This is a genomic window from Chitinophaga niabensis, from assembly GCF_900129465.1.
Taxonomy (GTDB): Bacteria; Bacteroidota; Bacteroidia; order Chitinophagales; family Chitinophagaceae; genus Chitinophaga; species Chitinophaga niabensis.
The window spans coordinates 3,449,652-3,462,527 of sequence record NZ_FSRA01000001.1 but is presented as its reverse complement, the minus strand read 5'-3'; the positions used below and the strand labels follow the sequence as shown (position 1 = coordinate 3,462,527).

The 12,876-nt window shown below is 46.6% G+C and carries 8 protein-coding genes; 4 read left to right on the top strand and 4 right to left on the bottom strand.

From position 1 onward, the window contains the following. Positions 1 to 44 precede the first annotated feature (44 nt). Entirely contained in the window at positions 45 to 554 is a 510-nt protein-coding gene (locus BUR42_RS13660) for a DinB family protein (protein WP_074239762.1), read from the top strand. Here the strand turns inward: BUR42_RS13660 and BUR42_RS13655 are convergent. Continuing rightward, positions 551 to 2,239, bottom strand: a complete 1,689-nt coding sequence (locus tag BUR42_RS13655) for a tetratricopeptide repeat protein (RefSeq protein ID WP_074239761.1) — start codon at positions 2,237 to 2,239, stop codon at positions 551 to 553. The genes BUR42_RS13660 and BUR42_RS13655 overlap by 4 nt on opposite strands. Positions 2,240 to 2,289: 50 nt before the next feature. Here BUR42_RS13655 and BUR42_RS13650 point away from each other — a divergent pair, with 50 nt between their 5' ends. After that, the gene (locus BUR42_RS13650) at positions 2,290 to 2,700 is read left to right on the top strand and encodes a nucleoside deaminase (protein WP_074239760.1); all 411 of its coding nucleotides are present in this window, start codon (positions 2,290 to 2,292) and stop codon (positions 2,698 to 2,700) included. 833 nt (positions 2,701 to 3,533) lie between these two features. Here the strand turns inward: BUR42_RS13650 and BUR42_RS13640 are convergent. Next, complete coding sequence (locus BUR42_RS13640; protein WP_084185557.1) at positions 3,534 to 6,359, bottom strand: outer membrane beta-barrel protein; 2,826 nt, start codon at positions 6,357 to 6,359, stop codon at positions 3,534 to 3,536. Positions 6,360 to 6,727: 368 nt separating this feature from the next. Continuing rightward, entirely contained in the window at positions 6,728 to 9,604 is a 2,877-nt protein-coding gene (gcvP, locus tag BUR42_RS13635) for an aminomethyl-transferring glycine dehydrogenase (protein WP_074239757.1), read from the bottom strand. 161 nt (positions 9,605 to 9,765) lie between these two features. Here gcvP and BUR42_RS13630 point away from each other — a divergent pair, with 161 nt between their 5' ends. Continuing rightward, positions 9,766 to 10,257, top strand: coding sequence for a YkgJ family cysteine cluster protein (locus BUR42_RS13630; protein WP_074239756.1), 492 nt, complete (start codon positions 9,766 to 9,768; stop codon positions 10,255 to 10,257). On the opposite strand, the gene BUR42_RS13625 is transcribed toward BUR42_RS13630, so the two are convergent. Further along, positions 10,258 to 11,514, bottom strand: a complete 1,257-nt coding sequence (locus tag BUR42_RS13625; protein ID WP_074239755.1) for an MFS transporter — start codon at positions 11,512 to 11,514, stop codon at positions 10,258 to 10,260. Between the two features lie 117 nt (positions 11,515 to 11,631). On the opposite strand from BUR42_RS13625, the gene BUR42_RS13620 reads away from it, so the two are divergent. Continuing rightward, positions 11,632 to 12,819 carry a PQQ-dependent sugar dehydrogenase gene (locus BUR42_RS13620; RefSeq protein ID WP_074239754.1) on the top strand — a complete coding sequence of 396 codons (1,188 nt, stop codon included), beginning with the start codon at positions 11,632 to 11,634 and terminating at the stop codon, positions 12,817 to 12,819. Positions 12,820 to 12,876: the final 57 nt, after the last annotated feature.

The window sequence follows — 12,876 nt, the reverse complement described above, 5'->3', positions numbered from 1 at the left end:
AAATATAAGTGATATCTTCAATTAAAATTTAAACACAGAACTATATGCCCAGACCATTGCCCCAGGAATATGGTAAATACTATCACGGCTACATCAGCCTGGTTCCTGAAGACGATCTCTCTATAGCTTTTAGTAACCAAACTGCCGGCACACTGCAGTTCCTGCAGAATATCCCGGAAGCTAAACTGAACTATGCCTATGCACCCGGTAAATGGACGGTGAAACAAGTGTTGCAGCATCTCATTGATGCAGAGCGCATCTTTGTATACCGCGCCCTTCGTTTTGCACGTAAGGATGCTACACCGCTGGCCAGCTTCGAAGAGAATGATTACGCAGATGTTGCACGGGTAGATCACCTGAACTGGGCGGATATGCTGGATGAATTCCGTTTGGTGCGCAAGGCCAGCGAATACTTTTTCCGTTCTTTGAATGAAGAAGAAATGGGCCGTTACGGACAAGCCAGTGGTGTGGATATCACGGTACGGAGCTTAGGGTTCATTACCGTTGGTCATGCATTACATCACCAGAATGTATTGAAGGAGCGATATTTTTAACGCAGATAAACAGAGCCTGGCGGTATTTCATCAGCATGCGAAAAAGCCTGTTGATATTTAGCACGGTATGCCGCCAGGTTTTTCTTTTTGTGCTGTGCTTCAAGGCTTTGACATAGGCCCAGTAAAGACCAGCCGTTCCCAGGGTTCCACACCAGGTCTTCCCTGTATATTTTTTCTGCCATGGCAGGTTTACCCAGTTGTAAAAGATAAGCGCCTAAAAATTGACGGGCAGGGATCATCCAGTCTTTTGGCTCTGTATAAACAAGACTGTCTTCTATCCTGATTGCATCCGTGAGACTGCTGATAGCAGCATTATTTTCCTGCTTCGCAAAAAGTATAGCTGCGTGCAGAATGGCTTCCGCTATACCGGCTCCCTGCAGGGTTGAATTGAATGGTACACGCCTCACCTTTAATACCGGATCTTTTGCTTTCTCTTGTAATTGCAGCAATTGCTGCCGGGCTGAATCCGTTTTTCCGGTATAAACAAATGCAAGCCCTCTCGCAAAATTATGCAGGAGCGATGCATAAGGCCAGCTATTTTCCGGCCGCAGATCGTCCTTTAATATTTCTTCCCATTTGCCTAACCGCACCAGCATCAGTTCAGGCATCATGTACAGGTATTGATCGTATGTAGATGAAGGCGCAGGTGATGCACTATTCCGGCATTCCTGCGCAGTACGTTTAGCAGTGGTATACATGCCGCCGCTTAATGCACAGAAGGTTTGCACAGCAAAGTAATGAGAAGAATGACTGGCAAGGGAAAGATTATCCGCAAGAGAGTCATAGTGTACAAGATTTTTATCTGCCAGATCATTGGCTTCCACCCCCTGTGCATACAAACCATTTCTTTCATACTCATGACTGGACATATGCACCATATGCGCTACACCCGGTAAAAGTTGCTTTAATGCTTCCGCATTAGGCAGTGCTACTTCCGGATGGCGGGAAGCTTCCGTAAGATGGATGTAATAGTGCAAAGCGCCCGGATGTTCAGGAGATGCTTTTAACAGCGATTTACAGAGGTGTATAACCTCCGGCGTCCATTCCTTCGGACGGCCGTCATTGAACCAGAAATCCCAGGGATGCAGGAGCATGATGGCATCTATGTATAATGCTTTTATATCCTGATCTTGCGGGTATCGGGTCATGAGTTCCTTCATGCCAATGGCATAGGGAATATTTAAATGTTTTGTTTCATCATAACGGCGGTTCATCACGGCGATCAGTTGTTTCTCTTTATCGGATGCGTGCTCAATGTTTTGATTCATTAATTGCAACACAGCCGGCACACTCTTAGGCATGGAATAAGTATGCGCAAAATTATAACCTGGCCCAAGGGACAGGGCCTGTCCCCAGTATGCCATAGCACAGGTTGGATCAAAGCGCGCTGCTTCCTTAAAAGAGGCAGTAGCTTCCCGCAGGTGATAGCTGTAATACATGTTCAGCCCCTGGTTAAAATAATACTGTGCACTGTCGTTATCCGTGGAAATACGGTAGGTATACTGTCCCCAGCCGGGAAGTGATGTAATGAATTTTCCATTGGCAGCAGTGTCGAAGTTTTCCCTGGGGGGAGGGGCACAGCCAATACTGTTGCTCTTTGGCAGCGGCGGGGCATGTTTTGTTCCGAACAGGGAAATACCCAGTAGCAGGAGGGGGAGTGCAAGGAAGAAGAGTGAATGTTTCATGTTCACAGCTTAGATGCTTAATTTACGCTTTTTTAAGAACAATTAGCAGGATGAACGAACATTCCATCTTCATGCGCAGATGCATGGAACTTGCAGAAATAGCCAGGCAACGGGGAGACAGCCCGGTAGGCTCCGTTCTTGTGCTGGATGGGCAGATCATTGCCGAAGGGATAGAAGGTGGCAAAACCCACCGGGATATCACTTACCACGCAGAGATCGAAGCCATAAGGCAGGCAACAGAAAAGCTGAGCAGCCAGGACCTTTCCGCCTGCACCATGTACACTACGCATGAACCCTGCATCATGTGTTCCTATGTGATCCGGCATACCCGGATCAGCAGTGTTGTAATGGCAATAACAACAGGAGATATCGGCGGCAGCAGTTCTGCCTATCCATTGCTGAAAGATATCACGATTAAGAAATGGGGGCCACCTCCCGAACTGATTGAGCTTACCAGTTAAAGATAAATATTATGATTTCTTTCTCTTCGCGCGTAATACCGGAATTAACAGGATGTGCCGCTGCCGTTACGCTTATGTACACAGATATATTCCTTAGGGACAAGGTAAAAGGTCATAGTTACATCTTTATTGGGCATTTTCCTGTTGAAAGAGGGCCAGACGAAGTTTTTCCTTTATGGAATAAGCAGATTGGCGTAAATGTCTGTTGTGAAATCCAGGATGATATCATGTTGCAGGATGATACTACCATACAAAAAACGATCATTGAGATGATCCATACCGGATTGATCTTGCTGGCGGAGAAAAAGGGTAAGCTGGACAAGGCCTGGTTGGACAGCATTAAAGAAGAAATATTGCAGGAAAATTTCAATTTCTGGATTGAATGCAGGCAATTCACCAGTAAGAAGGATCGTAATTGGACGGCAAAAGTAATGGCAAATCCTAAAATGAAGCAGTTCGATGTTTATCTTGATATATATTACAATAGCATCCTGAGATCCAGGCATCTGATCTATGAAGGTATGGGTACCCGTAGCATATTCGGGAATCTTTTCTCTGTTGGAAAGTGGACAGCAAAACATGTTTTCATCCTCTCAGGTAAAGAATCAGACATGGAGATCCACTTCAATAGTGCAGATGGATCAATAAAGTTTGTAAACATTTCCCCCAATGCTCCTAAATCTCCACTCTTTGATCTTTTTAAGGTAAATAAAGATAAAGAAGAGGCACTAAAAGATTACCTGGGCACACTGGATCCTGTAGTGGCCAATGTACTATCAGATCATTCAAACCCGATAATTAAAAAAAACCCGGCATCCCGGAGGCTTTTTAATTTACCAGATCATGAATCCGCCACCTTGTCCCCTGCGGTTAGAGGTTTTAGGTTTCGCTCCAAACTTGCTGATATTATAAGAGAACGTGAGCATGAAATATTGTTCCACGATATTCGTCTGGTAATCGTCAATATAATAATCAGATTGCATCCGCCTTACGCTTGTATTCTGTCTTAACAGGTCATAAGCACTTACTTTCACCTGTGCGCTTTTATCCTTGAAGAAATCATATGCCAGGCCCATATTCCATAATACCACACCTTTGCGGAAACCCGGAGAAGTGCGGCTGTTATAAGTATAGTTCACATCATTCTCCAGGGAGAAATTATAAGGCCAGTATAGTGTAGCGCCTACATTGGCACGATGTGTATAATAGCTGTTCTGGCTATTCGGCGGTGTTACGGAATATTTCACCGCATTAAAACTGGGGCGGTACATCATTGTTATATCAAGTAACTCCTTATAAGAATAGGAGAAATTCAGCATTGGGGACAGCGACCAGTTCATAGTAGAATTAGCACGCAATACGGTATCACCTTTGGGATTACCGAGTGTAGAGAAGTTGATGTTCTTTGAGCCATTTCCAAAGAATCCACCATTGATGCGCCATTGATAATCTTTGGCCTTTTTATTCTTGCTCACGTTTATGTTCGCATTGATGCTGTAAGTACCATCCACATTAATGGCTTTTGTTTCCTGGCCACCGCCACTCAATATACGCGTGGCAGTAGAGAAGCGGTTAAGTACCGGCGTGATGCCGATCCCGGAAAAGATCCCGAACCCTGTTGGAGAAAAACGGTCATAGCCAAAACGGATGCTCTGTGAGAAGGATGGTTTCAGGTCAGGGTTACCTACCCTGATGTTAAGGGTATTCGCATTATCCCGCACAGGCTGCAACTGATCAACACTAGGTTGCTGCATATAACCATTGTAGTTTAAAGACAGGTTGCCATTGTTCTTGAAACGATAGGAGATACGGGAATTAGGGGAGAGGTTAGTCTGGTATTGCCGTAAAGTAGTATTGTCTGTATAAGAATAATTATCCAGCACATTCAGGTATACCGTACCGCCCAGGTTCGCATTCCACTTTTTATCTTTGCTGGCGTAAACAAAAGATAGTTGTGGTTGCTGGCTGGTGTTAAGTGTTCTGAACTGGTTGGTGAACAGGCTGTCCAGCTCTGTATAATCTTTCGCTCCTTCATTATAGTTATATGTTCTGCGGTTGGATTTACTCAGGTTATAGTTCCATGCATAAGAGACATTTAACTTCCATGCAGCTGATAGCGGTTCATTAAAGGAAAGCTGTAACCTGTAGTTTTCATTCTTGTTATCTGAAACAGTCCGTTGATTCGTATTAGCCGTAGAATCTACCAGTTCGTTCTCATAGAAATCACGATCGGATTTAATATACGCGTTACCTTCCTGTGTATTATAAGTGTTGGAGAAATTAAAACCGATACTTCTGCCTTTCTTTTTCAATTGGCGCGTGAAGTCGATATTGTTCTGGAAGTTATAGCGGTTGCTTAAAGAGCGGTTGGTTGTTTTGTTAGTGTTCACCAGCGCATTGTTCTCATCCCGGGTTGTTTCATCAGTATTATTGTTTGCGCTTTGCTTTGTATAATCAAAGCTGGGACGGATGCTTAACTGTGTTACAGAGTCCAGTTCAATATCAACGCTGAAATTCACGCGGTGATTGGAGTTACGTCCATAACCATCTTTGATGCCATAGATATTATAATTATCAATGAGCCGCTGACGGTTACTGATGGAATAATTACGCGCATTGGTATTGTTGAAGAAATAACTGTTATTCACATTGGCTTTATCATTCCATCTGTCGTTAAAGTTATAACCCAGCGTGGAAGCCGTGCGGATACCTTCTCCTCCGCCACCGAAAGAAATGCCATTCACTTCTATCCCACCACCGGATACCATAACAGAAGTGCCTCCTTTTCTCTCCGCTACAGCCATCATCTCTCCCTGTGAAAACCCGATCTTGTTCAGGTTATTGGAAGAGCCCAGTGCGCTGATCTGCTTTGGGCCGTTGAAATAGTTCACCATACCGCTGGCTTCAAAACGTTCATCTGTACCATACCCAGCAGAGAGGCGGCCGAACAGTCCTTTTTTCTTATCTGGTTTCAGGGTGAGGTTAATGGTCCTGTCTTCTCCATCTTTCTGAACACCCATTTTTGCTTCCTGTTTGGTTTTGGTGTCCATCACCTGCACTTTATCAACAATATTGGAGGGCAGGTTTTTGGTAGCCAGCTTAGGATCATTGGCGAAGAACTCCCGGCCATCTACTAAGATGCGGCTTACTTTTTTCCCATTCACGGTAATACCACCTTCTTCATCTATATCCACACCGGGCAGTTTCTTCAGGAGGTCTTCCACAACAGCGTTAGGACGGGTTTTAAAAGCCGCCGCATTGAACTCAATGGTATCTGCGCGGATAGCTACCGGCGGACGGTCTCCTTCTATCACCACGGTGTTCAGGTCGCGGGTGGCAAGGGGGAGGAATATCTGACCAAGATCGGTAGTTCTGTCTGCTGGTAAGATGCGGGCATAAGTTCTGTAACCGGTATAAGAGATCAGGAGACGTACTGCTTTATTCTCCGGCAGGCCGTTTAGTACAAAGGCTCCCTTTTTATCTGTCAGGGTATAGGTGATCAGGCTGCTGTCCTTTGGGTCCTGGACGCTTACAGACGCCATTTCCAGTAATTCTTTATTCGTAGAGTCTGCTACAGTTCCCCGTAGCGTTGATTTTTGTTGTGCAACGGAATAGAGGCTGCACATGAGTAAAATGGAGGCGAGTAAACTTCGTAACATCTGGTGGATTAAATTAGAAAACTAAAATACGAACATTTCGTAGAAAAACGAATCAAATAGTTAAAACATGGATGAGCGGGTGAAAAGGAGGGGTAGAAGGGGAAACTTAGCAGGTCCTGAGTAGTTGCCATGCGGGGTGAACAGCGGTACTTTCCCTGCTTATTCCTATAACATTCCTATATCGCTCCTATAGCATTCCTATATCATTGTAGGCACATAGGTATATCCAAACGATATAGGAATGCTATAAGAATGCTATAGGAATGCGCTTTCAGCGATATAGGGATATAGGAATATTGAGCCTCGAACACAAAAAAAAGGGGCTGTTCCGCATTGGAACAACCCCTTTTTCATTGATATTGAACGTATTATGCTTCTGCGTAGGCGCTGGCCGGTTCGCAGGTGCAGATCAGGTTACGATCTCCGAATGTATTGTTGATCCGGCTAACTGAAGGCCAGAATTTATTCTGTTTAACATACTCCAATGGGAAAGCTGCCTGCTGACGGGTGTAAGGCAATGCCCATTCATCCGCTGTGATCACAGCCTGGGTATGCGGAGCATTCTTCAGGATGTTATTGGCTTTATCTGCTTTACCTTCTTCTATCGCACGGATCTCTGCGCGGATGGCTAAAAGCGCATCACAGAAACGGTCCAGTTCTGCTTTATCCTCACTTTCTGTGGGCTCGATCATGATGGTGCCCGCTACCGGGAAGCTCATGGTAGGAGCATGGAAACCATAGTCCATCAAACGTTTTGCCACATCTTCCGCTTCAACACCCGCCGTAGTTTTAAACGGACGGAGGTCTACGATGAACTCATGTGCACAGGTTCCGCTTACGCCAGTGTATAACACCTCGTAATCTTTTTCCAGTCTTGCCTTCATGTAGTTAGCATTCAGGATAGCGTATTCAGTAGCCTTGCGAACACCGGTACGGCCCAGCATCCGGATATAAGCGTAAGAGATCAGCAGGATGCTGGCAGAGCCATAAGGAGCTGCCGATACCGCATGTGCCTGTTTGCTGCCATTGTTGGTAGCCTGGAGGCTTACGTGGGAAGGCAGGAAAGGTGCCAGGTGTTTAGCCACGCAGATGGGACCCATGCCGGGACCACCACCACCGTGCGGGATCGCGAATGTTTTATGCAGGTTCAGGTGGCAAACATCCGCACCGATAAGACCGGGAGCGGTAAGGCCTACCTGTGCATTCATGTTGGCGCCGTCCATGTAAACCTGGCCACCGTTATCATGAATGATCTGGCAGATGTCTTTTACGCTTTCTTCGTATACACCATAGGTGGAAGGGTAGGTGATCATCACACCGGCCAGGTTATCTTTATGTTGTTCTGCTTTTGCTTTCAGGTCAGTTACATCAATGTATCCGTTCTCCAGGGCTTTCACGATCACTACCTTATAACCTACCATTACTGCGCTGGCAGGGTTAGTGCCGTGTGCAGAGATAGGGATGAGGATCACGTTCCTGTGTGCATCGCCACGGCTTTCGTGGTATCCTTTGATAGTGAGCAGGCCGGCGTATTCACCTTGCGCACCGGAGTTCGGTTGCAGGCTGCAGGCATCAAAAGCAGTGATCTTGCAGAGATAATCGCTCAGTTCTTTTACGATCTGCTGGTAGCCGCCCACTTGTGCAATAGGTGCAAAGGGGTGCATTTTGCTCCAGTGGTTCCAGCTCAGGGGGATCATTTCTGAAGCAGCATTCAGCTTCATGGTGCAGGACCCAAGGGAGATCATGGAGGTGTTCAGCGAAAGGTCTTTGTTCTCGAGAGATTTGATGTAACGCATCATTTCTGTTTCGCTGTGGTGGGTGTTGAACACCGGGTGCAGCAAATAGCTGGAAGTACGTTGCTGGGAAGCAGGAATGCCGGTAGCAGCTTTTTCCACTTCTGCTTCGGTTACTTTACCTGCGCCGAATACAGCGAGGATAGCATTCACTTCTTCTACATCAGTAGTTTCGTCCAGGGAGATACCTACCTGGGTATTATTGATAGCGCGGAAGTTGATGCCGGCTGCCTGTGCTTTGGATAAAGTAGCGGCTGCATCTGTTACTTCTACGGTAATGGTATCGAAATGACTGCCGTTGCTGAGTTTCAGCCCGGATGCCTGCAATTTGGCCGCCAGGGAAGCCGTCAGCAGGGAAGTTTTCAAAGCAATGTTCCTGAGACCTTTAGGTCCGTGATATACGGCATACATTGCAGCCATATTGGCCAGTAACGCTTGTGCAGTACAGATATTGGAAGTAGCTTTCTCACGTTTGATGTGTTGCTCGCGGGTTTGCAGCGCCATGCGCAAAGCGCGCTGGTTCTGTGCATCTATGCTCACACCAATGATACGGCCTGGAATAGCACGTTTGAATTCATCTTTGGTAGCAAAGAAAGCAGCATGCGGGCCGCCGAATCCTAAAGGAACACCAAAACGTTGTGCGCTGCCTACAGCAGCATCAGCACCCAGTTCGCCGGGAGGGGTGATCAGGGTCAATGCCAGCAGGTCTGTTGCCATGGCTACATAAGCACCGGCAGCATGTACTTTTTCAATGAACTGGCGGTGATCTGCTACAGTACCTTCTGCATTCGGGTATTGTACCAGGGCACCAAAGTAATCTCCGTTGATGTCAGCAGTAGCGAAATCACCTACCACCACTTCTATTTGCAATGGTGTGGCGCGGGTGATCACCACATCTATGGTTTGCGGGAATACATGTTTATCTACAAAGAATTTACCACGGGTAATGTGATCATGGTCTTTGTTCAGTGCGTTGAAGAACATGGTCATCGCTTCTGCCGCTGCGGTAGCTTCATCCAGCAGCGAGGCATTGGCGATAGGCAGATCTGTAAGATCGCTCACCATGGTCTGGAAGTTGAGCAGGCTCTCCAGGCGGCCCTGGGAGATCTCAGCCTGGTAGGGCGTATATTGGGTATACCATCCCGGGTTCTCAAAAATATTACGCAGGATCACGCTGGGGGTGATGGTATCGTAATACCCCTGTCCTATATAGTTCTTAAATACCTTATTCTTTAAGGAAATGTCTTTCAGCTGGCTCAGGTAGGCAAATTCGCTGATCGCTTCCGGAATATCCAGGTCGCTTTTCATGCGGATGGCCGCTGGTACAGTTTTGTCGATCAATTCGTCTAATGTGCTGATGCCTATCTTGCTGAGCATTTCAGTGGTCTCTGCATCATTGGAGCCTATGTGGCGACCAATAAATTCATTCTTGAACGTATTCAAAAGATTCATAATGTAAGCAGGTATTTAAAGAAAAGAATGCGCAAAGCTATGATGTTTTTAAGCAACAGCCAAACAGCTGGCAAGAGCGGGAAGATGCGCTGATATAAGCCGCTGAAATGCTGCTGTAATTGTCATGGAATTTTCATCTACTTTTGCATAAAATCGTCAGGATGTCCGAGTTACTCTCCGAATGGGAGAAAAGATCGAAAGAAAATCAGAAATCTTACAAACAGCTGTTGCTGAAGATGCAGACCAAGAAGGGAAAGGAAACTTTGCGCCAGTTGCCGGACCTTCATGACGAAGCTTTTTCGAAGATTGACTGCCTGCAATGTGCCGGATGCTGTAAAACCATCAGCCCAAGGTTTAAAACACCGGATATCAAGCGGGTATCCAAACACTTGGGTTTAAGGGAATCCGTTTTTATCGACACCTATCTGAGATTGGATGAAGATGGGGATTATGTGGTGAAAAGAAGCCCCTGTGCCTTCCTGGGCGCAGATAACTATTGCACCATCTATGATCTCAGGCCCAATGACTGCCGCAATTATCCTTATACGGACAGCGAGGAATTCTTCAAAAGGCCCAATATCACCATGCTCAATTCTGTGATCTGCCCGGCCGTATATTATGTACTGGAAAGGCTGAAAATGATCGTGAAATAACTAAGGTTTCAGCTCCAGTTTCCGCATGGCGGGTGAAATGATATAAGTGGTGATCACTACCCCCAGGGTCATGCATCCGCCAAATACCACAGAGGTCACCGTGCCCATCAGTTTAGCCGCCACCCCGCTTTCAAAGGAGCCCAGTTCGTTGGATGAGCCTACAAATATGGAACTTACAGAAGACACCCTGCCCCGCATATCATCCGGGGTTTTCAGCTGCAGGATGGTCTGGCGGATGATTACGCTTACCCCATCCAGTATCCCGCTCATGAACAAAGCAGCGAGAGATAATACAAAGTTTTTGGACAGCCCGAATACGATAATGCATAGCCCAAAACCGAAAACGGAAGCCAGCAGTTTGATGCCCGGCCTGGTAACGATAGGTTTGTAGGCCAGTGTGAAAAGGATCACAAATGAGCCTACTGCAGGAGCGGCCCGCATCATACCAAAGCCCTGTGGTCCCACATGCAGGATGTCGTTGGCATAAATAGTGATCATGGCCACGGATCCGCCGAACAGTACGGCAAACATATCCAGGGTCATGGCATTGAGCAGCACCTTGGTTTTCCAGACGAAACGGAGGCCGGAAGTGAGCCGCTGTTTCACGGTTTCACCTATTTCTTTATAATAAATGGGTTTAGGGGAGATCTGGAGGATACAGAAGAGGGCCACCAGCACAAAACCCAGTACCAGCAGCATAGACCAGTGGACGCCCAGCCAGGCAATGCAGAGACCTCCCAGTGCAGGGCCCGCTATGGCACCGATCTGCCAGGCAGAGGTACTCCAGGTGGTGGCATTGGCATATAATTCCCGGGGAACCAGTACAGAAAGGAGTGTGAAATTGGAGGGACTCGTAAAGGCGCGTACAATACCCCCGCAGAAAACCAGGAAGTAGATCAGGCCCAGGACCATGTTTTTGGGAACGCTGGCCATCACATAATCCCAGGTGAGAAAGAACAGGCCGGTTCCAATGAACAGGTAGCCGAAAATGCATTTCAGCACCATGCCTCTTTTTTCCTTTTTATCCACAATATTGCCCGCAAAGAGTGCCAGGCAAAAGGCCGGCACAAACTCCGCCAGGCCAATCAGGCCCAGGTTCAGCGGGTCGTTCGTAAGTATGTACACCTTCCATTCGATGATGGCGAACTGCATGGCCAGCGCAAAGATCAGTGCAAAACGGATAACAAGGAAGAACTTGAATTCTCTGAATCGTAACGATGCATACGGATCGTTTCTGTTAGTTATAGCGTCGTCCAATCTGTTAGTTTTTAAGGCTGTTCAAAAGTAAAACATATCACCGATCCCCGCTAATCAACTTTTTATCATTTGTATGGAGCAGATGATTATTTTTAACTCCTTAAAATTCCAAATCGTATGAAGCTAGTTCGTTTATTATTGCTGGGTGCCCTGTTACCCTTTTCGCAAGGCTATGCGCAAACACAGAAAGTTAAACTACAACTGATCACAGACAAAGTAGCGTCCCCCGTAACCATGGCTGTTCCGGGAGATGGTACCAACCGCCAGTTCATTGTGCAGAAAGAAGGTAAAGTATGGGTAATACAGAATGGTAAACTGCTCCCTACCCCCTTTATTGATGTAAGTTCGGATATGGTGAAAGTAAACCCGGCTTACGACGAACGAGGCCTGCTGGGTATGGCTTTCCACCCGCAATACAAGTCCAACGGCAAATTTTACCTGTATTACAGCGCGCCGGTGGCTAATCCCGGGAAAGGCCTGAACCACAAGACCGTTATTGCTGAATTCAAAGCAGCCAAATCTTCCGATAATACGGCCAGTTTCAGTACTAAAAGACTGGTACTGGAATACGATCAGCCGGAATCTAACCATAATGGGGGTGACATCATGTTCGGCGCCGATGGATATCTTTATATCTCTTCCGGCGATGGTGGCGGTGGTGGCGATAAACACGGTACTATCGGGAATGGCCAGGACCTGGGCACTCTGCTGGGCAAAATACTCCGCATAGATGTGAATGGCAGCCCCTACCGGATCCCTAAAGACAATCCTTTTGTGGGAAAAGAAGGTGCAAAAGGCGAAATATGGGCATATGGCCTGCGTAACGCCTGGCGTTTTTCATTTGATAAACCTACTGGCAGGTTGTTTGCAGGAGATGTAGGGCAGAATAAGTATGAGGAAGTGGATATCATTGTAAGAGGCGGTAACTACGGCTGGCGCATCATGGAAGGATACCACGATTTCAATGTTCCCGCAGGTGCCGATAAGAAAGACCTGATAGAGCCTATTCATGAATATGATCATGACCTGGGTATCAGTATTGCCGGTGGTTACATCTACCGTGGTAAAGCTATCCCGGCATTAGCAGGTAAATATGTGTTTGGGGATTATAATGGTAAAACCTGGATACTGTCCCAAAAAGGCAACAAATGGGAGCGTTCTGACCTCGAAATTGAAAACAAACCACAGGGTAACGTACAGTTGCTGAGCTGGGGGCAGGATCAGGCAGGTGAACTCTACATGCTTGTTACCATTCCAGGTGGCGGTGGTGTGGTTACGCCCGGTGTTTATAAACTCGTAAAGTAAATTTGATCCACGAATTATCTATTACGAATTACGAGTGGTGAATTGAGCCGTATTAGT

Excerpts from the sequence above, each read along its gene's own strand:
- BUR42_RS13660 (WP_074239762.1), top strand. The coding sequence starts at position 45 with ATGCCCAGACCATTGCCCCAGGAATATGGTAAATACTATCACGGCTAC.
- BUR42_RS13655 (WP_074239761.1), bottom strand. The coding sequence starts at position 2,239 with ATGAAACATTCACTCTTCTTCCTTGCACTCCCCCTCCTGCTACTGGGT.
- BUR42_RS13650 (WP_074239760.1), top strand. The coding sequence starts at position 2,290 with ATGAACGAACATTCCATCTTCATGCGCAGATGCATGGAACTTGCAGAA.
- BUR42_RS13640 (WP_084185557.1), bottom strand. The coding sequence starts at position 6,359 with ATGTTACGAAGTTTACTCGCCTCCATTTTACTCATGTGCAGCCTCTAT.
- gcvP (WP_074239757.1), bottom strand. The coding sequence starts at position 9,604 with ATGAATCTTTTGAATACGTTCAAGAATGAATTTATTGGTCGCCACATA.
- BUR42_RS13630 (WP_074239756.1), top strand. The coding sequence starts at position 9,766 with ATGTCCGAGTTACTCTCCGAATGGGAGAAAAGATCGAAAGAAAATCAG.
- BUR42_RS13620 (WP_074239754.1), top strand. The coding sequence starts at position 11,632 with ATGAAGCTAGTTCGTTTATTATTGCTGGGTGCCCTGTTACCCTTTTCG.